The organism is Streptomyces violens (genome assembly GCF_000717745.1).
Lineage (GTDB): Bacteria > Actinomycetota > Actinomycetes > Streptomycetales > Streptomycetaceae > Streptomyces > Streptomyces violens.
This window is the reverse complement of sequence record NZ_JOBH01000010.1, coordinates 218,731-243,129: the sequence shown is the minus strand read 5'-3', so window position 1 is coordinate 243,129 and position 24,399 is coordinate 218,731. Positions and strand designations below refer to the sequence as shown.

Below are 24,399 nucleotides of genomic sequence, written 5' to 3'. Positions count from 1 at the left end.
GGCTGTGGCCCATGTCCGCCGTGCGTGCCCTCCGCGTGCTCCTCCGCCGCCGCGATTTCCGCCGGCTGCTGGCCGTCCGGCTCCTCTCCCAGGCCGCCGACGGCGTGTACCAGGTCGCCCTGGCCTCCTACGTCGTCTTCTCCCCCGAGCGGCAAGCGTCTCCCGCGGCCATCGCCTCCGCCATGGCGGTACTGCTGCTCCCGTACTCCGTGCTCGGGCCGTTCGCCGGAGTGCTCCTGGACCGCTGGCGCCGCCGCCAGGTCCTGCTCCACGGCAACTTGCTGCGTACGGTCCTGGCCGCCGCGACCGCGGTGCTGCTGCTGACCGGCGCGCCGGACTGGCTCTTCTACGCCTCCGCCCTCAGCGTCACCGCGGTCAACCGCTTCGTCCTGGCCGGTCTGTCGGCCGCGCTGCCCCGGGTCGTCGACAACGCCGAGGCGCTGGTGGTGGCCAACTCCCTGTCCCCCACGGCCGGCACGCTCGCCGCCACGGTGGGGGGTGGCCTGGCCTTCGCCGTACGGCTCGCCGGCGTGGAATCCGACGCGGTCGCCGTCCTGCTCGGTGCCCTCCTCTATCTCTGCGCCGCACTCGTCGCGCTGCGCATCCCCGCGGCGCTCCTCGGCCCGGACCCTCGCCAGGTCGCACCGCGTGTCTCCGCCGCCCTGCTGAGCACCGCTCGCGGGCTCGCGGCAGGACTGAGGCACCTCAGGGAGCGCCGGTCCGCCGCCCGGGCGCTGGCCGCGATGGCGCTGATGCGCTTCTGCTACGGCGCGCTGACGGTCACCGTGCTGATGCTGTGCCGTGCCTACTGGCCGCAGAACGGGCCCGACGGGATGACAACGCTGGGGTTCGCACTCGCCGCGTCCGGCGCCGGATTCTTCGCTGCCGCGTTGCTGTCCCCCTGGGCGGTCACCCGGCTGACCGCCACCGGCTGGATCGCGGTCTGTGCCGGCGCCGCCGCGGTACTGGTCCCCGCGCTCGGTCTGTCCTTCGCGCTGGCACCGGTACTCGTCGCCGCCTTTGTTCTCGGCCTCACCACTCAGAGCGCGAAGATCGCCACGGACACGGAAGTCCAGTCCGCCGTCGACGACGCATACCGCGGCCGGGTGTTCTCCCTCTACGACGTGCTCTTCCACGTCTCCTTCGTCGGCGCGGCCGGGGTGGCGGCCCTCATACTGCCGCCCGACGGCCGCTCTTCCGTACTGATCATCGGGGTGGCGGTAATCCATCTGGCCGTCGCGCTCGCTATGGCGCGGGCTCGTGTTTCACGTGAAACATCGCCCCGGCCGAAGGACGACCGGGGCGATGCGTGGGGTGTTTCACGTGAAACATGAGCGGCCGGACACGCCGGCCGCCGGGATCAGCTCTGCTGCTGGGCCCACCATTCCTTGAGCGCCGCGACCGCCGCGTCCCGGCCCATCGGGCCGTTCTCCAGCCGCAGCTCCAGCAGGTACTTGTACGCCTTGCCGACGCCCGGCCCGGGCGCGATGTCCAGTACCTGCATGATGTCGTTGCCGTCCAGGTCCGGCCGGATCGCGTCCAGCTCCTCCTGCTCCTGCAGCCGTGCGATGCGCTCCTCGAGCCCGTCGTACGCCCGCGAGAGCGCGTTGGCCTTGCGCTTGTTCCGCGTGGTGCAGTCCGAGCGGGTCAGCTTGTGCAGCCGCGTCAGCAGCGGGCCGGCGTCCCGTACGTACCGGCGGACAGCCGAGTCGGTCCACTCACCCGTGCCGTAGCCGTGGAAGCGCAGGTGCAGCTCCACCAGCCGCGCGACGTCCTTGACCATCTCGTTGGAGTACTTCAGCGCGGTCATCCGCTTCTTGGTCATCTTCGCGCCGACCACCTCGTGGTGGTGGAAGGAGACCCGGCCGTCCTTCTCGAATCGCCGGGTCTTCGGCTTTCCGATGTCGTGCAGCAGCGCCGCCAGCCGCAGCACCAGGTCCGGGCCGTCCTCCTCCAGGTCGATGGCCTGATCCAGGACGGTCAGCGAGTGCTCGTAGACATCCTTGTGACGGTGATGCTCGTCACGCTCCAGCCGCAGCGCCGGCAGCTCCGGCAGGACCCGGTCGGCGATGCCGCTCTCGACCAGGAGCGCGAGCCCCTTGCGGGGGTACGCACCCAGGATCAGCTTGTTCAGTTCGTCACGCACCCGCTCGGCGGAGACGATGTCGATCCGATCCGCCATCTCCTTCATCGCGGCCACGACCTCGGACGCCACCGTGAAGTCCAGCTGCGCGGCGAAGCGCGCCGCCCGCATCATCCGCAGCGGGTCGTCCGAGAAGGACTCCTGGGGGGTGCCCGGCGTGCGCAACACCTGCGCCGCGAGGTCCTCCAGACCGTTGTGCGGGTCGATGAACTCCTTCTCCGGGAGCGCCACGGCCATCGCGTTCACCGTGAAGTCCCGGCGCACCAGATCGTCCTCGATCGAGTCGCCGTAGGACACCTCGGGCTTGCGGGAGGTCCGGTCGTACGCCTCCGAGCGGTACGTCGTGACCTCGATGTCGAAGGAGTCCTTCTTGCAGCCGACCGTGCCGAAGGCGATGCCGACCTCCCACACCGCGTCCGCCCACGGCCGGACGATCTTCAGAACGTCCTCGGGCCGGGCGTCGGTGGTGAAGTCCAGGTCATTGCCGAGCCGGCCCAGCAAGGCATCCCGCACTGAACCGCCGACCAGGGCAAGAGTGAACCCGGCCTCCTGAAAACGGCGGGCCAGATCGTCCGCGACGGGCGACACGCGCAGCAGCTCGCTGACGGCGCGGCGCTGGACCTGATTCAGCGCCTGCGTCGACTGTGCGCTGCGCTCGGTCTGCGGGGCGTGGGTGTCATTGTTGGCGTTCGGCACAACAGGACAGGGTACGTGCCCGCGCCGCGCGAGGCGGACACGTATAAAGGGGACGAGTTCGCGGAGACCGGCCGCCCACCCGAGCAGGTGGAGCAGTCCGCAGCACTTCGCCACAGCAGTCATCGTTACCATGCGTGGACGCATATTGCGACGACCACTGACGACGACGAGGGACGGGCGAGCGCGTGGCCGAGGCGGCAGGGTTCCAGGTGACCGAACGGCCGCGTGGTCGATGGCTGCGACGGGCCGCTGCGCTGGTCGCCGGTGCGCCGCTGCTGGCCGGACTGCTGCAGGTCCCCGCGGCGCAGGAAGCGCAAGCCGCACCCTCCGGCTCCCGGACGGTCGACGTCGACATCGACTCGCTCACCCCGCCGGCGCCCGGCAAGGACGACGACGCGGTCACCGTCTCCGGCAGCATCACCAACGAGGGCCGCGCGACGATCACCGGCGGCCACATCGGTCTGCGCCGCGGCCCCGTACTGAACAACCGCAGCTCCATCGACGACGTGGCCCGGCGCACCGGCTACTCCGCGGGCCTGGACGGCCAGGAGGTCGGCGGCAAGACGGAGAAGATCAAGGCGCTGAAGCCGGGAGTCTCCCAGCCCTTCACCCTGCGCGTCCCGGTGAAGAAGCTGCGTCTGAGCAAGGACGGCGTCTACCAGCTCGGCGTCTCCTTCTCCGGCCGCTCCAGGAGCGCCCCGTACGAGCAGGTGCTCGGCATCGAGCGCACCTTCCTGCCCTGGCAGGAGGCCGACGCGCCGAAGAAGACCGACCTCACGTACCTGTGGCCGCTGATCTCCAAGACGCACCTCACCGCGGAGACCGAGGGCGACGAACAGCAGACCCCGATCTTCCGCGACGACAAGCTGGCGGCCGAGATCGCGCCGGGCGGCCGGCTGCAGCAGCTCGTCGCCCTCGGTAAGGACCTTCCGGTCACCTTCGTCGTCGATCCCGACCTGCTGGCCTCGGTCGACGCCATGACCGGCCGGTACAAGGTCGAGGGGCCGAACGGCACGACCAGGCCGGGCCGGAACCAGGACGTGGCCAAGCAGTGGCTGAGCGATCTGGAGCAGGCGGTCCAGGCCCACGAGGTCATCGCGCTGCCGTTCGGCGACCCCGACATCGCCTCGCTGGCGCACGAGGGCAAGGCCGTACCGAGCGCGCTGGGCCACCTCGGCCCGGCCACCGAGCTCGCGTCGAAGACCGTGGACACCGTCCTCCCGGGCGTGAAGGCGCGCAACGACTTCGCCTGGCCCGTCGACGGCGCCGTGGACTCCTCCGTCGTGGACGTGGCGACCTCGGCGGGGGCGCACAACGTCATCGCCCGCAGCGACAGCATGCGGGAGAACGGCCTGTCCTACACCCCCACCTCCGCCCGGCCCATCGGCGGCGGCAACACCGCCGTCGTCGCGGACGCCGGGCTGTCCACCGCCTTCACCGGTGACCTGTCCAAGGCCGGCTCGGCGACCCTGGCGGTGCAGAACTTCCTCTCCCAGACCCTGATGATCAATCTTCAGGACCCGTCACGGCAGCGCAGCGTCGTGGTGGCGCCCCAGCGGATGCCCACCGCGAGCCAGGCCCAGGCGATGGCGAAGGCCGTGCGGGCGTTGGACGACAGCGGCTGGGCCGAGGCGCAGGACCTCAGCGACGCGGCCAAGGCCAAGCCCGACCGGAACGCCACGCGCCAGGTGCCCGGCCCCGCCTCGTACCCGGCCTCGCTGCGCAAGCACGAGCTGCCCGCGGCCGCGTTCCGGCAGGCACAGGAGACGCGTACCGCGCTGGACGACTTCGAGGTCATCCTGGCCGAGCCGTGGCGGGTCGAGACCCCCTTCGGCAACGCGATCATGCGGATGATGTCGACGTCGTGGCGCGGCGACGCCAAGGGCGCCAAGGCGTTCCGCAAGTCCGTCCGCAGCTATCTGGACGGCCTGACGACCAAGGTGCATCTGATCCAGAAGTCGGACGCCACGCTCTCCGGGCGCAGCGCCACGATTCCCGTCACGGTGCAGAACAACCTCGTCCGGGGCGTCGAGGGCATGACGCTGCGGCTCACTTCCTCCCAGCCCAACCGTCTGGACGTGGGTGAACCGCAGACGATCGACGTCGAGGGCGGGCACAGCCAGTCCTTCAAGTTCGACACCACCGCGCACGCGAACGGCCCGGTGCAGGTCACCGCGCAGCTCTACACCGCCGACGGCAAGCGGTACGGGCGGGCGATGACCTTCGAGGTGAACGTCACCGAGATCACCGCTACGGTCATGCTCGTCATCGCGGGCGGCGTGCTGCTGCTCGTCCTCGCCGGCGTACGGATCTACCTGCAGCGCAAGCGCGCGGCGGCCCGCGAGGACGACGACGGCACCGACGGCGGGGACGGTACGGACGGCGGCACCGACGGCGGCGCCGGCTCGGACGACGGGGACGGCACCCCGGACCGCGACGGCACGGACGACGACGGCCGGCCCTCGGACGGCGAATCCGAGCAGCCGGGTGACCCGGCTGCGGACACCGGTTCGGAAAGCACGGACGCGTCCGGCTCGGGTGAGAAAGTGGACCGTTGATACATGGCGGGGCCGGATGGCCGGCGACGGATGAGGTGGGGCAGCTATGAATGCGCCGTACGACGGTGACCGCGGCCAGGCTGCGAGCGGCGACGCCGCAGGCCGGCCCCCACAGCCGCCGCAGGCACCGGACCCATATGTGCAGGACGCCTACTCGCGGGCGCCCTTCCCCTCGCAGGACCCCGCGGCCCAGGACCCGGTGGCCGACGCGCTGTACGACCGGGCTGCGCACCCGCCGCACCAGGCCGCGCCGGACCACCCGCTCTACCAGCAGCCGCCGGCCCCCCGGTATACCCCAGGGCCGGAGGCATGGCCCGCACCGCCGGCGCCCGAGCCGCAGGGCCCGGGGCAGCGGCTGTACGGCGACGCCACGGCGACCACCCAGTTCGTCGGCGTGGACGACCTGATCACCCAGGCCGCCGACCGGCCGGCGGAACCCGATGCGTTCGCCCACCTCTACCGTGACCAGCGGGCGCCGGAACCGCAGCGGCCACCGGCCCAGAACAGCGGCCCGGGCCCGTACCCGCCGTCGGGCGGACACTACGGACCGCCGGGTGGGCAGTACGAGCCCACCGCCGGGCAGTACGAGCCGGCGGGCGGGCCGCAGCCCGTGCCCCCGGCCGAACCCGAGCCGGCCTCGGCAGCGGAGCCGCCGGAGCCCGAGGGACGCACCGGCGGCAAGGCCGGCAGCCTGCTGAAGTCCAGCGCCGTGATGGCCGCCGGCACCATGGTCTCCCGGCTGACCGGCTTCGTACGGTCCGCGCTGATCGCCTCCGCGCTCGGCGCCGCCGTCCTCGGTGACGCCTGGCAGGTGGCCTACACGCTGCCCACGATGATCTTCATCCTGACCATCGGCGGCGGCCTGAACTCGGTGTTCGTGCCGCAGCTGGTGCGCGCGATGAAGGAGGACGAGGACGGCGGCGAGGCGTACGCCAACCGTCTGCTGACCCTGGTGATGGTGATCCTCGGCGCCCTCACCGTCGCGGCCGTGTTCGCGGCGCCATGGCTGGTACGGGCGATGTCCGGGTTCGCACCCGACTCGGCCAGCTTCGAGGTCGCCGTCGCCTTCACCCGCTACTGCGTGCCCACGATCTTCTTCATGGGCATCCACGTGATCATGGGCCAGGTGCTCAACGCCCGCGGCCGCTTCGGCGCGATGATGTGGACCCCGGTCCTCAACAACGTCGTCATGATCAGCACGTTCGGGCTGTTCATCTGGGTGTACGGCAGCGCCGGCTCCTCGCACATCGGTGTCACGACCATCCCCGAGGCCGGCATCCGGCTGCTCGGCATCGGCACCCTGCTCGGCCTGGTCGTCCAGGCGCTGGCGATGATCCCGTACCTGCGCGACGCCGGCTTCAAGCTCCGGCCGCGGTTCGACTGGCGGGGCCACGGCCTGGGCAAGGCCGCCAAGCTCGCCAAGTGGACCGTGCTCTTCGTGCTCGCCAACCAGGCCGGCGTCCTGGTCGTCTCGAAGCTCTCCACGCTGGCCGGTGAGAAGGCCGCCGGACAGGGCGCCCCCGGCACCGGCTACATGGCGTACTCCAACGCCCAGCTGATCTGGAACATGCCGCACGCGATCATCACCGTCTCCGTGATGGCCGCCCTGCTGCCGCGCCTGGCACGCTCCGCGCACGACGGCGACATCGGCGCCGTACGCGACGACATCTCCCAGGGCCTGCGCACCTCCGCCGTGGCCGTCGTGCCGATCGCATTCGGCTTCCTGACCCTCGGCATCCCGATGTGCACGCTGGTCTTCGCCGGAACCGGGTCCGAAGCCGGCGTCTCCACGGGCTTCATGCTCATGGCCTTCGGCCTCGGCCTGATCCCCTACTCCGTGCAGTACGTCGTGCTGCGCGCCTTCTACGCGTACGAGGACACCCGCACGCCCTTCTACAACACGCTGATCGTCGCCGCGGTCAACGCCGCCGCCTCGGCCCTGTGCTACCTCGTCCTGCCCGTGCGGTGGGCCGTGGTGGGCATGGCGGCCTCCTACGGTCTGGCGTACATCATCGGCGTCGGCGTGGCGTGGCGCCGGCTGCGCAAGCGGATGGGCGGCGACTTGGACGGTGCGCACGTCGTGCGTACGTACGCCCGGCTGGCCGGCGCGAGCCTCCCCGCCACCCTGTTCTCCGGCGCCGCCGTGTACGGGATCATCCAGGGGCTGGGGACCGGCGTGCTGGGATCGCTCGTCGCGCTGGTCGGCGGCGGTGCCGTCCTGCTGGTGGTCTTCTACGCGGCCGCCAAGAAGATGCGCATCGAAGAACTCAACGCCCTGGTCGGCATGGTGCGCGGCAAGCTGGGGCGCTGAGCGAGCACAACCTTCGTCCGCCACCGTGTGTCGTGCACAGTGGCGGACTGTGGGCACAATTGACTTGGCTCTTTTGAGCATGCAACGGATGGGGAGGCAGGAACGACGGTGGCGGAACGGAGCACGGCTGCCGTCGACGTGGCCGACACGAGCGGTGGAGAACCGCTCGCCGCCAAGGCGGACGAGGCCACGACCGACGGCACGAAGGCCGAGAAGGTGACCGACGCGGCACAGGACACCGCGGACGACGGCGAGCAGAGCGCCACAGCATCCGAGGCACAGCCGCCCGAACTGCACAGCGGTCACAAGCTGGCCAGGCGCTACCGCCTGGAGGAGTGCGTCACCCGACTGGACGGCTTCAGCAGCTGGCGTGCCGTGGACGAGAAACTGCGCCGCGCTGTCGGGGTCCACATCCTGCCCGCCGACCACCCGCGTGCCCGTCCCGTGCTCTCCGCCGCGCGGTCCGCCGCGCTGCTCGGCGACCCGCGCTTCGTCCAGGTCCTCGACGCCGTCGAGGAGAACGACCTGGTCTACGTCGTCCACGAATGGCTCCCGGACGCCACCGAACTGACCGCCGTCCTCGCCGCCGGACCGCTCGAACCGCACGACGCCTACCAGCTCGTGACGCAGATCTCCCAGGCCATGGCCGCCGCCCACCGTGAGGGCCTGGCACACCTCCGGCTGACCCCCGGGTCCGTCCTGCGCACCTCCTCCGGTCAGTACCGCATCCGGGGCCTGGCCATCATGGCCGCGCTCCGCGGGATCACCAGCGACCACCCGCAGCGCACCGACACGGAGGCCATCGGCGCGCTGCTGTACGCCGGGCTCACCCAGCGCTGGCCGTACGAGAACGACGCGTACGGCCTGTCCGGGCTGCCCAAGGGCGTCGGCCTGATCGCCCCCGACCAGGTGCGGGCCGGTGTGCACCGCGGCCTGTCGGAGCTGGCCATGCGCGCGCTCGTCAACGACGGCGCCACCGCATCCCGCCAGGAACAGCCCTGCACCACGCCGGAGGAGCTGGCCAAGGCCGTCGGCGCGATGCCACGCATCCGCCCGCCGGAGCCCTCCTTCACCACCCCGCCGCCCTACCAGCGCACCGGCTACCAGCAGGGCACGTACGGTCAGCAGGCCGGCGCCGGACGACCCGGCGCTTCGGCCACCCGGCCTGTTCCCACCCCGCCGCCTCCGCTGCAGAGCCGTACCGGCAGGGCGGCCAAGTGGTGCGTCTCCGCGCTGCTGATCGCCGCGCTGGGACTCGGCAGCTGGCAGCTGGCCGACACGCTCCTGAAGGACCGGAACCAGGACGACTCCGGCAGCTCGGAGACGACCGGGGGCCACGGCGGCACGGCGTCGGGCAAGACCGTCGGCGTCGACAAGGTCGTGGACTTCGATCCGGCGCCGGGCGGTGACGGCACGGAGAACCCGCAGGACGCCCCCAAGGCCCTCGACGGGGATCCCGCCACGTCCTGGCCGACCCGCAATTACTACGGCCGCTCCGACCTCGGCGGCCTCAAGGACGGCGTGGGGCTGATTCTCGACCTCGGCAAGGTCCAGCAGGTCGGCAGCGTCAAGGTCGACCTCGTCGGGAGCACCTCGCTCGACTTCCGTGCCGCCTCCGAGGACAGCAGCGGTGCGCCCACGTCCCTCGACGGCTTCAAGAAGATCGCCGACGGCTCGGGGGAGACGGTCACGCTGCGCGCGAAGGAGCCGATCAAGACACAGTACGTATTGGTCTGGCTCACCGACCTCCCGTTGAAGGACGATGGCAACTACCGGGGCCAGATCAAGGAGATCAAGGTCCGTAGCTAGGGGTGGGCAGCAGGGGGGCGCCAGGATGTCGATGCGGACAGCGGCCAGGAGGCGCCGGTGCTCCCCGGGCCTCCTTTCGCCCCCGCGGCCGGCCGCTGTGGCCGTCGTCCTGCAGCCTGGTACCGCCGAGCACCCGTATGTAAGCTCCCGTGTACAGCTTGACGCCAGGGGTTCGGTTATGCGTGATGGCGCAGTGATGCCCACCGTCGTAGGAAAGGTCGGTCCGGCCGGAGTCCTGGCCGTCCCGGCCGACGCCCGTGCCCGGGCGGCCCCGGGCAGGACGCGCACCGCGGTGCCGTCCGCGCGGCCGGCGCTCCCCGGTCCGCACCGGGCCGGCTCCTGCGAGGCGGGCCATGGCAGATAACGTCCGCCCCTCCGACCAGGCGCTCCTCGCCCGCCATGTCGAGGGTGACCCCGACGCCTTCGGCGAGATCGTCAGGCGCCACCGTGACCGGCTGTGGGCGGTGGCGCTGCGCACCCTCGGCGACCGCGAGGAAGCGGCCGACGCCGTGCAGGACGCCCTGGTGTCCGCCTACCGCGCCGCCCACACCTTCCGCGGCCAGTCGGCCGTCACTACCTGGCTGCACCGCATCACGGTCAACGCCTGCCTGGACCGGGCCCGCAAGGCGGCCTCCCGGCGCACCTCGCCGGTCGCGGAGACCGAGCGGCTGGAACAGCTCATCGAGCCGCACGAATCCGCCGCGGTACCGGCCGAGCGCCAGGATCTCCACCGCGAGCTGCTCAGCGCCCTCCGCACTCTCCCCGCCGAACAGCGCGCGGCCATCGTCCTCGTCGACATGCAGGGCTACCCCGTGGCCGAGGCCGCGGAGGTACTGGGCGTCCCCACCGGCACGGTGAAGAGCCGGTGCGCGCGCGGCCGGGCCCGGCTCCTTCCGATGCTCACCCATCTGCGCGCCGAAGACGGGGATAAGGGCACCTCAGGCGGGGGAAGGAACCGGGCGCAGGGGACATCCGTCCCACAGACGGCAGGACCGAATGACTCAGGGGCCGTGAAGGGCGGAGGTGGGCGAGCGTGACAGCCACGACCGACACGGGCGGGCATCCGGAGGTCGCGGAGATCTCCGCGCTCGCGGACGGGTTGCTTTCGCCCGCCCGCGCGGCGGACCTCCGCGCGCATCTCGACGGATGCCCGCTGTGTGAGGACGTCCACAGCTCGCTGGAGGAGATCCGCGCACTGCTCGGCACGCTGCCGGGTCCGGGACGGATGCCCGACGATGTCGTCGGTCGTATCGACGCCGCGCTGGCGGCCGAAGCGCTGCTCGATGCCACGGCGCCCAACGCTGATGCCGCCCTCGTATCGACCGCCTCGGGCGACGGCTCCCGCATCGTGGGACAGTCGGCCGGTACGCATGATGGCTCGGTTTCACGTGAAACCGTGGAGGAGAAGCAGGACACGGTTTCACGTGAAACAGTGCCCGTGCGTTCCGGTGGCATCTCCGCTGACCGCCCGGTCGGCTACCCCCGCTCCGCCACAGGTCCCGGTCGCAAGGCCTCCGGCCTCCGTACGGCGAGGGCGCACCGCTGGCCCAAGGTGCTGCTCGGCACAGCGGCTGCCGCAGCCGTGCTCGGCATCGGCGGCATCCTTCTGCAGAATGGTTCCGCGAACACCGGACAGGACCAGGATCCCGGCGTGACCGCCACCGAGCAGAGCCCCACGGAGGGGTCGCTCAGCTCCGCGACTCTGGGCAACCACGTGCGCGACTTGCTCGACGATCCCGGCCGCAGCAAGACCCCCGATGTCGGTACCCAGAGCTCGCCCCAGACACCACTGCGCGGTGCGGACGACACGATCCCCTCCTGCGTGCGCAAGGGCCTCGCACGGCCCGAGAAGCCGCTGGCCGCGAGCCGCGACACCTATCAGGGCAAGGACGCCTACGTCGTCGTGCTGCCCCATCCGTCCGACACCGCGCGGGTCTCCGCCTATGTCGTCTCGGCGTCCTGCGTCTCTGCCTCACCGCCTGTGCCTGGCAAGATTCTGCTCAGCGGGAGCTACCCCCGCGGCTGAGTCACCGGACCCGGCCCCGGGCTCCGGGCCGCTACGGGTGCGCTGGGACACTGCGGGAATGCTCGCCCCGTAGGATCCGTTGGGTGGGATGAGAGTTTCTCCAGCCCACCCAACGCAGTCGGCAGAGACAAGGAAGACACCCGTGAGCGACGTCCGTAACGTGATCATCATCGGCTCCGGGCCTGCGGGCTATACCGCCGCGCTCTACACCGCCCGTGCCTCGCTGAAGCCGCTGGTGTTCGAGGGCGCCGTCACCGCCGGTGGCGCACTGATGAACACCACCGATGTGGAGAACTTCCCCGGCTTCCGGGACGGCATCATGGGCCCGGACCTCATGGACAACATGCGGGCCCAGGCCGAGCGCTTCGGCGCCGAGCTGATCCCCGATGACGTCACCGCCGTGGACCTCTCCGAGCCCATCAAGACGGTCACCGACTCCGCCGGCACCGTGCACCGCGCGCACGCCGTCATCGTGACCACCGGCTCCCAGCACCGCAAGCTCGGCCTGCCCCGTGAGGACGAGCTCTCCGGTCGCGGCGTCTCGTGGTGCGCCACCTGCGACGGCTTCTTCTTCAAGGACCAGGACATCGCCGTCATCGGCGGCGGTGACACCGCGATGGAGGAGGCCACCTTCCTCTCCCGCTTCGCCAAGTCCGTCACCATCGTCCACCGCCGCGACACCCTGCGCGCCAGCAAGGCGATGCAGGAGCGCGCGTTCGCCGACCCGAAGATCAAGTTCGTCTGGGACAGCGAGGTCGCCGAGATCCACGGCGAGAACAAGCTCTCCGGTCTGACCCTGCGCAACCTCAAGACCGGCGACACCTCCGAGCTGCCGGTCACCGGCCTGTTCATCGCGATCGGTCACGACCCGCGCACCGAGCTGTTCAAGGGCCAGCTGAAGCTGGACGACGACGGTTACCTCAAGGTGGACGCGCCCAGCACCCACACCAACATCCAGGGCGTCTTCGCCGCCGGTGACGTCGTGGACCACACCTACCGTCAGGCGATCACCGCCGCCGGCACGGGCTGCTCCGCCGCCCTGGACGCCGAGCGCTTCCTGGCCTCGCTCACCGACAGCGAGCCGGCCGAGCCCGAGCAGACCCCTGCCGCGCCCGAGCAGACCCCCACCGCCTGACCGCGAACGTCAGCTGTTCACACCCCACCCAGTAAGGAGAACGCCATGGCCGGTGCCACGGTGACCGTCACGGACGCCAACTTCGAAGAGGTCGTCCTCAAGAGCGACAAGCCCGTACTCGTCGACTTCTGGGCCACCTGGTGCGGTCCGTGCCGCCAGGTCGCCCCGTCGCTGGAGGCCATCGCCTCCGAGCACGACGAGATCGTCATCGCCAAGCTCAACACCGACGAGAACCCCGCGACCACCGCCAAGTACGGCGTCATGTCGATTCCGACCATGAACGTCTACCAGGGCGGCGAGGTCGTGAAGACCATCGTCGGCGCCAAGCCGAAGGCCGCGATCGAGCGGGACCTGGCGGACTTCCTCGCCTGATCTCTGCACGATGTTTCACGTGAAACGGGCCTGCCCTCCGGGGCGGGCCCGTTTCGCTGTCCGCGCTACAGGGGCCGGAGCACCGGTTCCTTCTGGACGGCACCCAGCAGCCGGTCCAGCGCGAGTTCCACGTCTTCCTTCCACGACAGGGTCGTGCGCAGCTCCAGGCGCAGCCGGGGGTAGCGCGGGTGCGGCCGTACGGTCTTGAAGCCCACCGCGAGCAGGTGATCGGCGGGCAGCACACACGCTGGCTCCGTCCACTTCGCGTCACCGAACGCCTCGATCGCCTTGAAGCCCCGCCGCAGCAGATCCTTCGCGACCGTCTGGACCATGACCCTGCCCAGCCCCTGGCCCTGGTAGCCGGGGATGAGCCAGGCGGTCATCAGCTGCACGGCGTCGGGGGAGACAGGGCTCGTCGGAAAGGCCGTGGAGCGTGGCACATAGGCCGGAGGCGCGTACAGCACGAAGCCGACCGGGACCTCGTCCACATAGACCACCCGGCCGCAGGAACCCCACTCCAGCAGCACGGCGGAGATCCACGCTTCCTTCTCCAGCTCGGGCCGGCCGCTCTTTACCGCGGCTTCACCGCTGACGGGGTCGAGCTCCCAGAAGACACACGAGCGGCAGCGCTTGGGGACATCCGGAAGGTTGTCCAGCGTGAGCGGTACGAGCCGACGCCCCATGAAGCCAGGTCCTCACTTCCCTCGCCCACCGCACCTCCCGGCACGGTCAGCGGAACGCGCTCACTGAGCAGGCCACCGACGAACCCGCCGACGGCCCCCAGACCGAACCCCGCTGCCATCAATCCGGTGCGGCTCACCGATCGCATGGCCTCTCCTCGTCGTGAGGTGACTCCGAGTGGATGCGTGCCATACCCGAACGCATCGTAACCGGGACAACATGAACCCGGGTACCGCGAAAAGGCAAAGGGCGGGCCGTGTTCCGGTCACCTCACCGGCACACGGCCCGCCCTCACATCGGACGGCGGCATCTCACGCCTCGTCGCTGTCCTCCTCCGGCTGCTTGTCCAGCACCCGTCCCTCCCCGGGAGCCAGCGTGCCCAGGATGCGGTCGAGATCGTCTATCGAGGCGAACTCCACGACGATCTTGCCCTTCTTCTGGCCGAGGTCGACCTTCACCCGCGTCTCGAACCGGTCCGAGAGCCGCGAGGCCAGATCGGTCAGGGCGGGCGAGACTCGGGTGCCCGCCCGCGGCCCCTTCGCCTTCGACGCGCTCTTGGGCGTGGACCCCATCAGGGTCACGATCTCCTCGACCGCCCGCACCGAGAGCCCCTCGGCCACGATGCGGTGCGCCAGCCGGTCCTGCTCCTCGGAGTCCTCCACGGACAGCAGCGCCCGCGCATGACCGGCCGAGAGCACCCCGGCAGCGACCCGCCGCTGCACCGACGGCGACAGCTTCAGCAGCCGCAGGGTGTTGGAGACCTGCGGACGCGAGCGCCCGATCCGGTCCGCCAGCTCGTCGTGCGTGCAGTTGAAGTCCTTCAGCAGCTGGTCGTATGCCGCCGCTTCCTCCAGCGGGTTCAGCTGAGCCCGGTGGAGGTTCTCCAGGAGCGCGTCCAGGAGCAGCTTCTCGTCGTCCGTCGCCCTGACGATCGCTGGGATCTTCTCCAGACCGGCCTCACGGCACGCCCGCCAGCGGCGCTCGCCCATGATGAGCTCGTACCGGTCGGGGCCCGTGGCCCGCACGACGACCGGCTGGAGCAGGCCCACCTCCTGGATGGAGGTGATCAGCTCCGCCAGGGCGTCCTCGTCGAACACCTCACGCGGCTGCCGTGGATTGGGAGTGATCGAGCCGATCGGCAGCTCGGCGAAGTGCGCCCCGGCGACCTCGCCCTCCTTGTCCTTTACCACCGGCTCGGCCGGTGCCTCCGTTTCACGTGAAACCGCAGCGTCCGGGATGGCCGCCACCTTGGCCGCGGCAACACCTCGCTCCGGCGCCATGACCGGCACCGCCGATGGCGATGTCGTCCCCCGTCCCACCGCCGGGCCGGCGTTGTCCGAACCCTGCGGTGCCGCGGGGATCAGCGCACCGAGCCCGCGGCCCAGTCCTCTACGTCGTTCGCTCACTGATTCCCCTCCGACATGCTGTGCTGTGATTCATAGGTCACGCTGAGCCCCTGACCGGCCGTCCCCGAAACCCCGCGCAGCGCGATCTCGCGCGCCGCTTCGAGATAGGACAGCGAACCGCTGGAGCCCGGATCATAGGTGAGCACCGTCTGCCCGTAGCTCGGCGCCTCAGAGATGCGCACGGAGCGGGGGATGCTGGTTCTCAGTACCTCGCTGCCGAAGTGACTGCGCACCTCGTCGGCGACCTGGGAGGCGAGCCGGGTCCGGCCGTCGTACATGGTCAGCAGGATCGTCGAGACGTGAAGCTTGGGGTTCAGATGGCCGCGGACCAGATCGACGTTCCGCAGCAGCTGGCCCAGGCCCTCCAGCGCGTAGTACTCGCACTGGATCGGGATCAGCACCTCGGCACCGGCCACCAGCGCGTTGACCGTCAGCAGGCCGAGCGAGGGCGGGCAGTCGATGAGGATGTAGTCCAGCGGCTGCTCGTACGCCTTGATGGCCCGGTCCAGCCGGCTCTCCCTGGCCACCAGCGAGACCAGCTCGATCTCCGCACCGGCCAGGTCGATCGTGGCGGGGGCACAGAACAGCCCCTCCACGTCCGGCACCGGCTGCACCACGTCGGAAAGCGGCTTGCTCTCCACCAACACGTCGTAGATGGAGGGGACTTCGGAGTGGTGGTCGATCCCCAGGGCCGTGGAGGCGTTGCCCTGCGGGTCCAGGTCCACCACCAGTACTCGTGCCCCGTGCAGGGCGAGTGAGGCAGCCAGGTTCACGGTGGTCGTGGTCTTGCCGACCCCGCCCTTCTGGTTGGCCACCACCATGACCCGGGTCTGCTCGGGGCGGGGCAGACCCTCTCCCGCACGACCCAGCGCCTGGACTGCCAGCTGAGCAGCACGACCGATCGGGGTGTCGTCCATGGGGGGCGGCGTTTCACGTGAAACGTCGTCCCCGAGCGACTCGCTACGGGGACCGGGGACCGGATCGGTCATCGGTCCCGCGATGTTGGCGTCGGACCGCAAGGATTCACTCTCCTCGACTTCAGGCTCGCAATGCTCAGAGCCTGCCATGGTTTCGGTGTCGCGAACCAGCGAGGCCCTGTCTCCTGTGGATGAATCCTCCTCTGTGGATACATCCGTGACCCGACCGGGTCGGTGGCCACGCGGTGCGGCAGCCGCACGACCTCGACTGATGATTCCATGCAGCAGGGAGCGACGTTTCACGTGAAACACGATGCCAGCGCCGTGTCCCATTCCCCCGCGACACTCCGGCTTATGTCGTTTTGGTGGTTTGTATGGAGCATGGCCCTCGTCGGTTCGAGCGACGCCCCTGGCCAGACATGACAGGAGCGCTTCCCGTCGGCGGACGGAAAGCGCTCCTGTCTGCGTCTGGTGTTGTGCTGCGCCGGTCTACCGCCGACGACCCCGGGTCGGCCGATTGGCGCGATTCGCCTTGGCGCGCTTGGCCGCGAAGCGGACGCCGCCGGGACTCTCGCCCACCTCCACACGGACGACCGTGGACAGCGGATCCACCACGCCCTCGCCGACGTGCACCACCGAGGTGGACTCCACGCCGAGCTTGCTGAGCGCCGCCCGGGCGCCCTTCAGCTCTTCCTCCGCGGTGTCGCCCTTGAGCGCCAGCATCTCGCCGTACGGCCGCAACAGCGGGACACCCCAGCCGGCCAGCCGGTCCAGCGGTGCCACGGCACGCGCGGTCACCACGTGGACCTGAGGAATCTTGCCCATCACCTCTTCGGCCCGGCCCCGCACCACGGTCACGTGATCCAGCCCCAGCAGCTCCACGACCTCCTGCAGGAAGTTCGTCCGCCGCAGCAGCGGCTCCAGCAGGGTGATCTTCAAATCCGGTCGTACCAGCGCCAGGGGAATGCCCGGCAGCCCGGCCCCCGAGCCCACATCGCACACCGAGACGCCCTCCGGGACCACCTCGGAGAGCACCGCGCAATTCAGCAGGTGCCGCTCCCACAGCCGCGGCACCTCACGCGGACCGATCAGCCCGCGCCGAACACCCGCGTCGGCGAGCAGCTCGCCGTACCGCACGGCCTCCGGGAAGCGCTCACCGAAAATCTCCCGCGCCGCTTCCGGCGCCGCTGGAAGCTCCGCCGCTGACTCCGTCACGGTTACCGCCCTTCCTCTGAACTGCTGATCCTGCCGCTTGCCCGGATCGAGACCCGGTCCTGGCAGAAGGCTGACAAGACGTGGCCCCGCCTGCGAACAGACGGGGCCAAAGACACACGCGAGCGCCGGAGAATCAGGCCGGGAGCACGACGACCCGGCGCTGGGGCTCCTCGCCCTCGGACTCGCTGCGCAGCCCGGCCGCCGCGACGGCGTCGTGCACCACCTTGCGCTCGAACGGCGTCATCGCCTTCAGCTTCACCGGCTCGCCCGAGGTCTTCGCCTCCTGAGCCGCCTTGGCACCCAGCTCCGCGAGCTCCTCGCGCTTGCGTGCGCGGTAGCCGGCGATGTCCAGCATCAGACGGCTGCGGTCGCCGGTCTCCCGGTGCACCGCCAGCCGGGTCAGCTCCTGGAGCGCCTCCAGCACCTCGCCGTCCCGGCCCACCAGCTTCTGCAGGTCGCGGCTGGTGGAGTCGCTGATGATCGACACCGCGGCACGGTCGGCCTCGACGTCCATGTCGATGTCGCCGTCGAGATCCGCGATGTCCAGCAGGCCCTCGAGGTAGTCGGCCGCGATCTCGCCCTCCTGCTCCAGCCGGGACAGGGTGTCGGTGCCCTCGGCGGCAGGGGTCGTGTCCGTCACGAAAGACTCCTTCTACTTCTTGGACGGGTGCTTGGGCCGCTGCTGGCCCTTGCGCTGTCCGGACTTGGCGTTACGGGAGGAACCGGAGGCCGAGCTGCCCTTGGGCTTGCCGCCCTCGGAGGACTTCTTCGCGGCGTCCGCCTTCTGGCCCGAGTCCTTCTGCAGCGACTGCTTCGTCTCGCCGCCCTTGGCCGTGGAGCCCGACTGCCCGCCCTGCGCACCGGCCCGGGTGCGGGTCTGCGTACCGCCGCCGGCCGGGGCCGCGGTCTGCCGCTGGGACTTGCTCTGCCGCTTCGGCTGCTGGCGGTTCTGGCGCGCCTCCTCGACGGCCTTCCTCGCCTCGACCTCGGCCGGGTCTTCCTTCAGCTTGCCCTTCGCACGCAGCCGCTCCTGGCGCTCCGTGTATGCCTTGCTGCCCGGAGTGGGGTTACGGCGGATGATGAACATCTGCTGGCCCATGGTCCACACGTTGGTGGTCAGCCAGTACACGAGGACACCGACGGGGAAGTTGATACCGAAGACGGCGAACATGATCGGGAAGACGTACATCAGCATCTTCTGCTGCTGCATGAACGGCGTCTTGACCGTGAGGTCGACGTTCTTCGTCATCAGCTGGCGCTGCGTGTAGAACTGCGACGCCGACATCAGGACGATCATGATGACCGTGACGACCCGGACGTCGGTGAGGGAGGCGCCGAGCCTCTCGATCTTGGACGCGCTGTCCATGAACTTCGCGGCCAGCGGGGCACCGAAGATGTGCGCCTTGTTCGCGCTGTCCAGCAGCGGCTGGTTGATGACACCGACGATCTGGTTGTTCGCGATGTGATTCAGGACCTGGTACAGCGCGATGAAGAACGGCGACTGGGCCAGGATCGGGAGACAGCTCGAGAGCGGGTTGGTGCCCGTCTCCTTGTAGAGCTTCATCATCTCTTCGGACTGGCGCTGCTTGTCGCTCTTGTAGCGCTCCTGGATCGCCTTCATCTTCGGCTGGAGCGCCTGCATGTTCCGCGTCGACTTGATCTGCTTCACGAAGAGCGGGATCAGGCAGATACGGATCAGCACCACCAGCGAGACGATGGACAGGCCCCACGCCGCGCCGCTGTTCTTGTCGAAGACCAGGCTGTACAGCGAATGGAACTGGACGATGATCCAGGAAACGGCGTAATAGAGAGGATTCAGGATCGTGTCCACGAATCAAGCTCCTTGGGCGTTGGGCTGAGTCTCGGGCTGTGCGGCAGGCTCAACATGGACGGTGGGCCCGCCCAGGCGGCTCCTCAGCCGCTGGTGCCAGACCGGGTGCTTCCGGGGCGGTACATGGTCGACACCGCCGAGCGACCACGGATTGCAGCGCAGGATGCGCCAGGCGGTCAGCGCGGTACCTTTCACCGCGCCGTGCCGGTCGATGGCCGTGTAGCCATAGTGCGAACACGACGGGTAGTACTTGCAGACCGGCCCCAGCAAGGGGCTGATGGTCCACTGGTACAACTTGATCAACAGCAGCAGCGGGTACTTCACGGAGCGCCCCCTCCTGGGTCCCGCCCGGGGGTCCTCAGCAGGCGCTGCAGCGCGGCATCAAGATCACGGGCAATCGCGTCGTAGTCCGCCTCACCCGCGCCGGGCAGCGCACGTACAACCACCAGGCTACCGGCGGGCAGCCGGTCCAGGCGGTCACGCACGAGGTGACGGAGCCGACGCTGGACCTTGTTCCGAACCACAGCGTTGCCGATGGCCTTGCTCACGACGAAACCCGCACGCGCCGGGGGAACCATTTCCCCCGCTGCGTGCGGGTCCGTTGCACCGCTGCGTAGATGGACGACAAGGAGCGGGCGCCCGGCCCTGCGTCCCCGGCGTACCGCGGTCGCGAAGTCCTCGCGCCGCCTCAGCCGATTCTCGGTAGGCAGCACGTCATGGACCTAGAGGCCGGGCTGTCAGGCCGACAGGCGGGCGCGACCCTTGCCACGGCGGGACGCGAGGATCGCGCGGCCGGCACGCGTGCGCATGCGCAGGCGGAAGCCGTGGGTCTTGGCGCGACGACGGTTGTTCGGCTGGAAGGTGCGCTTGCTCACTCGGGGGCTCCAGGAAAGATTGTTGCCTCTTGCGAGACAGGTGTGGGGCGTCGACTGGCTGTCACCGTGCGCCCACGAGTAGCTCGCATACGCCCGAGTGCACCGCTACACGATCGCTGGGCGCGATCTTTGCCCATCGGAGGCAGGCGGCAGCAGCCATCGACAACTCGACCTGGTCACGGTACGCGCGGCTGCATCATCCGGTCAAACCGGCTCTAGGACAGGACACGCTGTGCACAGCCTGTGGACAACAACTTGAACACGCGTGGGTCAGCTGACTACCGTGGCTGAACTCCGATTCCTTCCCGCCCGTCCTGAGAATCACACATTCGTGGGACTGTGAGAGAGCGTGCTCTGTGGCTGACGTCCCTGCAGATCTTGCCGCAGTGTGGCCGCGGGTCCTCGACCACCTGCTCCGGGCGGAGAGCGACAGCCTCAAGCCCAAGGACCAGGACTGGCTGAAGCGGACCCAGCCGCTCGCCCTGGTCGCCGACACCGCGCTGCTCGCCGTACCCAACGAATTCGCGAAGGGTGTACTGGAAGGCCGGCTCGCCCCGCTGATCGGCGAGGCGCTGAGCCATGAGTGCGGCCGCCCGATCCGCATCGCGATCACCGTCGACGACACCGCCGAGGCTCCGCAGCCCCCCGCGCCGCCCCAGCAGCACCTCCCCTCGCAGCAGCCTCAGCTCTCGCACGATGCGTACGAAAGCTACGACGGCCGCCAGGGTTACGGCAGGCAGAACGGCCACCAGGGCGGCCACGAAAACGGCCCCCAGGGGGGACCGCAGGCTGGACACGGAGGCGGCCAGCACGGCAGCCACCAGGGTGACGAACTGCCCACCGTGCGCCCCGCCTACCCCGAGTACCAGCAGCAGCACCCGCAGCCGCGGCCCGCGCCCGGCGCCTGGCCGCAGCACTCCGAAGACCGCCGCTCCGGCATGGGCGACGACTCCGGCAGGCACGACGACTACGGCTGGCAGCAGCAGCGACTCGGCGGCTTCCCCGAGCGCGACCCCTATGCCACGCCGTCGCATCTCCAGCAGCACGGCCGCCCCGGACCCGGCGACTATCGGTCGCAGAGCGACGACTACCGGTCACAATCCGACGACTACCGCTCGCAGAACGCCGACGACTACCGCCGGCAGGGCACCGACCGTCCGGGCCCCGGGCAGCACGGCGACAACCAGCGCTCTCCGTACGAGCAGTCCCCGCAGCACCGGGACTCCGACGGCCACCAGCCGGGCGGCCCCGGACGGCACGCCGGCCCCGGCAGCAACCTGCCCGCGCCCAGCGGCGCCCCCGGCCCGCTCGCGGCCCAGCCCGCGCCGGCGACCGGCCCCGGTGAGCCCACCGCGCGGCTGAACCCGAAGTACCTCTTCGACACCTTCGTCATCGGCGCTTCGAACCGCTTCGCGCACGCGGCGGCGGTCGCCGTCGCCGAGGCCCCGGCCAAGGCGTACAACCCGCTGTTCATCTACGGCGAGTCCGGGCTCGGCAAGACGCACCTGCTGCACGCGATCGGCCATTACGCCCGCAGCCTGTACCCCGGTACCAGGGTCAGATACGTGAGCTCGGAGGAGTTCACCAACGAGTTCATCAACTCCATCCGCGACGGCAAGGCGGACGCGTTCCGCAAGCGCTACCGCGACATGGACATCCTGCTGGTCGACGACATCCAGTTCCTGGCGAGCAAGGAGTCGACGCAGGAGGAGTTCTTCCACACGTTCAACACGCTGCACAACGCGAACAAGCAGATCGTGCTCTCCAGTGACCGGCCACCCAAGCAGCTGGTGACCCTGGAGGACCGGCTGCGCAACCGCTTCGAGTGGGGCCTGATCACGGACGTCCAGCCGCCCGAGCTGGAGACCCGTATCGCGATCCTCCGTAAGAAGGCGGTGCAGGAGCAGCTGAACGCGCCGCCGGAGGTACTGGAGTTCATCGCCTCCCGGATCTCGCGCAACATCCGCGAGCTGGAGGGGGCGCTGATCCGGGTCACGGCCTTCGCCTCGCTCAACCGGCAGCCGGTGGACCTCGGCCTCACCGAGATCGTGCTGAAGGACCTGATCCCGGGTGGCGAGGACGCGGCGCCCGAGATCACGGCGACCGCGATCATGGCGGCCACCGCGGACTACTTCGGGCTGACGGTGGACGACCTGTGCGGCTCCTCACGCAGCAGGGTGCTGGTGACCGCGCGGCAGATCGCGATGTACCTGTGCCGCGAGCTGACCGATCTGTCGCTGCCGAAGATCGGCGGCCACTTCGGCGGCCGCGACCACACGACCGTCATGCACGCCGACCGGAAGATCCGCGCGCTGATGGCGGAGCGCCGCTCCATCTACAACCAGGTGACCGAGCTGACGAACCGCATCAAGAACGGCTGACGCGGGCGGCGCCGGCCGCGGACGCGCACAGGGCGCTCCGGGACAACTCCCGGGGCGCCCTTCGCCGTTGAGGGGCCCTCAAGAAGGCCGTACGGGAGGCCCCTCGGGTGTCCCGAGCCGTCCCCACGCTGTGGAACCAGCTTCCCGGCCGGCTCCGAACTCCCCAGCTCTGTTCGATTTCTGACGAGGACACGGCCTCTCTCCACAGATTGGGCGAGAATCTTCCTTCCACACCCTGGGGACTGCAGAGTTATCCCAACAGCATCCACAAGGGGGCCGCCCGCCAGCACATCGTCCCAGGTCAGCAGGGTGTGGATTTGCGGACAACTTTCATCCACAGGGTGTGGACAAAGATCTCGTCCACAGCGTGCGCACGCGACTGTCCACCGGCCGCCCACAGGGAAAGCGGCGTTGTACACACCTCGTCCACACCGCTGTCCACTGTTCGGCAAGGCAACACCCCCTCTCACCGCGTCGAGTGAAAGCCGTCACACCAAAGTGCCGGGTTGGGCTGTGGGGAACCTGGGTAAAACTGGGGACGGCGCTGGGGAGAAACCGGCCTCCCCTGTGCATCAGGTGTGCACAAAGTCGGGCGGTCCACAGAACCGCCGGCTTATCCACGGCTGCACCCACAGCCCCCGGTGGACAAAAAACGGGCGCTGACCTGCGGAAAGCCGGTTGTCCACGGTTTCCACAGCCCCTACTACTACGACCACGGATATGTAGCGGGGAACTCGTTTCGAATCGGGTGCTGTGCACAACTTGGGGACCGGGCCTCTCGGAGCTCCCGTCCCGACTTGACCCCGAGCCGCACCGACTGTCGGTGGTGTGCGTCAGACTGGTCTCCGGCAACCCAGCCGACGACGAAGGCCAGCAGGGCGAAGAGCCAGCAACAGCAGGAGGCGGTTTCCGGTGAAGATCCGGGTGGAGCGCGATGTACTCGCGGAGGCAGTGGCCTGGGCGGCCAAGAGCCTCCCGGCCCGTCCGCCGGTGCCCGTCCTCGCGGGCCTGCTGCTGAAGGCGGAGGACGGCTCCCTGAGCCTCTCCGGCTTCGACTACGAGGTCTCGGCACGCGTCTCGGTGGACGCGGAGACCGAGGAGGAGGGCACGGTCCTCGTCTCCGGCCGCCTGCTCGCCGACATCTGCCGTGCGCTGCCGAACCGCCCGGTGGAGATCTCCACAGACGGTGTACGAGTGACCGTCGTCTGCGGCTCCTCGCGCTTCACCCTCCACACCCTTCCTGTGGAGGAGTACCCGGCACTGCCCCAGATGCCCACCGCCACCGGCACCGTCCCCGGTGAGGTCTTCGCCTCCGCGGCCGCCCAGGTCGCCATCGCCGCCGGCCGCGACGACACCCTCCCGGTGCTCACCGGTGTCCGCATCGAGATCGAGGGCGACACCGTCACGCTCGCCTCGACCGACCGCTACCGCTTCGCGGTCCGCGAGTTCCTGTGGAAGCCGGAGAGCCCGGACGCCTCCGCGGTCGCGCTGGTGCCCGCCAAGACGCTGCTGGACACCGCCAAGTCGCTGAGCAGCGGTGACACGGTCACGCTGGCGCTCTCGGGCTCCGGCGCCGGTGAGGGCCTGATCGGTTTCGAGGGCGCCGGGCGGCGGACGACCACCCGCCTCCTCGAGGGCGACCTGCCGAAGTACCGCACGCTCTTCCCGACCGAGTTCAACTCCGTCGCGGTGATCGAGACCGCCCCGTTCGTCGAGGCCGTCAAGCGTGTGGCGCTGGTGGCCGAGCGGAACACCCCGGTGCGGCTCAGCTTCGAGCAGGGCGTGCTGATCCTGGAGGCCGGCTCCAGCGACGATGCACAGGCTGTGGAGCGCGTCGACGCCCAGCTGGACGGCGACGACATCTCGATCGCCTTCAACCCCGGCTTCCTGCTGGAGGGTCTGTCCGCGATCGACTCCCCGGTCGCGCAGCTGTCGTTCACGACGTCGACCAAGCCCGCGCTGCTGAGCGGCAAGCCGGCCGCAGACGCCGAGGCGGACGACGCGTACAAGTACCTGATCATGCCGGTGCGCCTGTCGGGCTGA

General features: G+C 69.8%; 20 protein-coding genes. 10 read left to right on the top strand and 10 right to left on the bottom strand.

Annotated features, from left to right (window positions below):
• Positions 1-11: 11 nt before the first annotated feature.
• On the top strand, positions 12-1,334 hold the full coding sequence (locus tag IF04_RS0120310; protein ID WP_051831391.1) for an MFS transporter: 1,323 nt from the start codon (positions 12-14) through the stop codon (positions 1,332-1,334).
• A gap of 26 nt (positions 1,335-1,360) precedes the next feature.
• On the opposite strand, the gene IF04_RS0120305 is transcribed toward IF04_RS0120310, so the two are convergent.
• Entirely contained in the window at positions 1,361-2,839 is a 1,479-nt protein-coding gene (locus tag IF04_RS0120305) for a CCA tRNA nucleotidyltransferase (RefSeq protein ID WP_030259473.1), read from the bottom strand.
• A 185-nt stretch (positions 2,840-3,024) separates the two neighbouring features.
• Between IF04_RS0120305 and IF04_RS0120300 the strand changes: the two genes are divergently transcribed.
• The 7 genes from IF04_RS0120300 to trxA all read left to right on the top strand — a co-directional run bounded on the left by IF04_RS0120300 (position 3,025) and on the right by trxA (position 13,050).
• Positions 3,025-5,397 carry a DUF6049 family protein gene (locus IF04_RS0120300; protein ID WP_030259469.1) on the top strand — a complete coding sequence of 791 codons (2,373 nt, stop codon included), beginning with the start codon at positions 3,025-3,027 and terminating at the stop codon, positions 5,395-5,397.
• Positions 5,398-5,443: 46 nt separating this feature from the next.
• Positions 5,444-7,708 (top strand): murein biosynthesis integral membrane protein MurJ, encoded by a 2,265-nt coding sequence (gene murJ, locus IF04_RS0120295; protein ID WP_030259466.1) that lies wholly within the window; start codon positions 5,444-5,446, stop codon positions 7,706-7,708.
• Between the two features lie 108 nt (positions 7,709-7,816).
• Complete coding sequence (locus IF04_RS0120290) at positions 7,817-9,517, top strand: protein kinase family protein (RefSeq protein WP_030259463.1); 1,701 nt, start codon at positions 7,817-7,819, stop codon at positions 9,515-9,517.
• A 353-nt stretch (positions 9,518-9,870) separates the two neighbouring features.
• Positions 9,871-10,554 (top strand): RNA polymerase sigma factor SigM, encoded by a 684-nt coding sequence (gene sigM, locus IF04_RS0120285; protein WP_030259460.1) that lies wholly within the window; start codon positions 9,871-9,873, stop codon positions 10,552-10,554.
• Positions 10,551-11,543, top strand: coding sequence for an anti-sigma factor family protein (locus tag IF04_RS0120280; protein ID WP_030259457.1), 993 nt, complete (start codon positions 10,551-10,553; stop codon positions 11,541-11,543). Before sigM ends, IF04_RS0120280 begins: the two co-directional genes overlap by 4 nt.
• A gap of 142 nt (positions 11,544-11,685) precedes the next feature.
• Positions 11,686-12,678 carry a thioredoxin-disulfide reductase gene (trxB, locus tag IF04_RS0120275; RefSeq protein ID WP_030259453.1) on the top strand — a complete coding sequence of 331 codons (993 nt, stop codon included), beginning with the start codon at positions 11,686-11,688 and terminating at the stop codon, positions 12,676-12,678.
• A gap of 45 nt (positions 12,679-12,723) precedes the next feature.
• Positions 12,724-13,050: a thioredoxin gene (trxA, locus tag IF04_RS0120270; protein ID WP_030259451.1), complete on the top strand. Its 327-nt coding sequence runs from the start codon at positions 12,724-12,726 to the stop codon at positions 13,048-13,050.
• A gap of 65 nt (positions 13,051-13,115) precedes the next feature.
• On the opposite strand, the gene IF04_RS0120265 is transcribed toward trxA, so the two are convergent.
• The 9 genes from IF04_RS0120265 to rpmH all read right to left on the bottom strand — a co-directional run bounded on the left by IF04_RS0120265 (position 13,116) and on the right by rpmH (position 19,975).
• Positions 13,116-13,733 (bottom strand): GNAT family N-acetyltransferase, encoded by a 618-nt coding sequence (locus tag IF04_RS0120265; RefSeq protein WP_030259447.1) that lies wholly within the window; start codon positions 13,731-13,733, stop codon positions 13,116-13,118.
• Between the two features lie 309 nt (positions 13,734-14,042).
• A complete protein-coding gene (locus IF04_RS0120255; protein WP_078600524.1) occupies positions 14,043-15,137 on the bottom strand; it encodes a ParB/RepB/Spo0J family partition protein in 1,095 nt (364 codons plus the stop codon).
• A complete protein-coding gene (locus tag IF04_RS0120250) occupies positions 15,134-16,204 on the bottom strand; it encodes an AAA family ATPase (protein ID WP_078600522.1) in 1,071 nt (356 codons plus the stop codon). The genes IF04_RS0120255 and IF04_RS0120250 overlap by 4 nt, the downstream gene beginning before the upstream one ends.
• Positions 16,205-16,543: 339 nt before the next feature.
• Positions 16,544-17,269, bottom strand: a complete 726-nt coding sequence (gene rsmG / locus IF04_RS0120245; protein ID WP_030259440.1) for a 16S rRNA (guanine(527)-N(7))-methyltransferase RsmG — start codon at positions 17,267-17,269, stop codon at positions 16,544-16,546.
• 133 nt (positions 17,270-17,402) lie between these two features.
• Positions 17,403-17,909 carry a Jag family protein gene (locus IF04_RS0120240; protein ID WP_030259438.1) on the bottom strand — a complete coding sequence of 169 codons (507 nt, stop codon included), beginning with the start codon at positions 17,907-17,909 and terminating at the stop codon, positions 17,403-17,405.
• Between the two features lie 12 nt (positions 17,910-17,921).
• A complete protein-coding gene (gene yidC, locus IF04_RS0120235; RefSeq protein WP_030259436.1) occupies positions 17,922-19,100 on the bottom strand; it encodes a membrane protein insertase YidC in 1,179 nt (392 codons plus the stop codon).
• Positions 19,101-19,103: 3 nt separating this feature from the next.
• Positions 19,104-19,424: a membrane protein insertion efficiency factor YidD gene (gene yidD, locus IF04_RS0120230; RefSeq protein ID WP_030259434.1), complete on the bottom strand. Its 321-nt coding sequence runs from the start codon at positions 19,422-19,424 to the stop codon at positions 19,104-19,106.
• Positions 19,421-19,813 carry a ribonuclease P protein component gene (gene rnpA / locus IF04_RS37605; RefSeq protein WP_078600520.1) on the bottom strand — a complete coding sequence of 131 codons (393 nt, stop codon included), beginning with the start codon at positions 19,811-19,813 and terminating at the stop codon, positions 19,421-19,423. The genes yidD and rnpA overlap by 4 nt, the downstream gene beginning before the upstream one ends.
• A 24-nt stretch (positions 19,814-19,837) precedes the next feature.
• Positions 19,838-19,975, bottom strand: a complete 138-nt coding sequence (rpmH, locus tag IF04_RS0120225; RefSeq protein ID WP_003949374.1) for a 50S ribosomal protein L34 — start codon at positions 19,973-19,975, stop codon at positions 19,838-19,840.
• A gap of 356 nt (positions 19,976-20,331) precedes the next feature.
• Here rpmH and dnaA point away from each other — a divergent pair, with 356 nt between their 5' ends.
• Positions 20,332-22,356, top strand: a complete 2,025-nt coding sequence (gene dnaA, locus IF04_RS0120220; RefSeq protein ID WP_078600518.1) for a chromosomal replication initiator protein DnaA — start codon at positions 20,332-20,334, stop codon at positions 22,354-22,356.
• Between the two features lie 912 nt (positions 22,357-23,268).
• Positions 23,269-24,399: a DNA polymerase III subunit beta gene (dnaN, locus tag IF04_RS0120215; RefSeq protein WP_030259430.1), complete on the top strand. Its 1,131-nt coding sequence runs from the start codon at positions 23,269-23,271 to the stop codon at positions 24,397-24,399.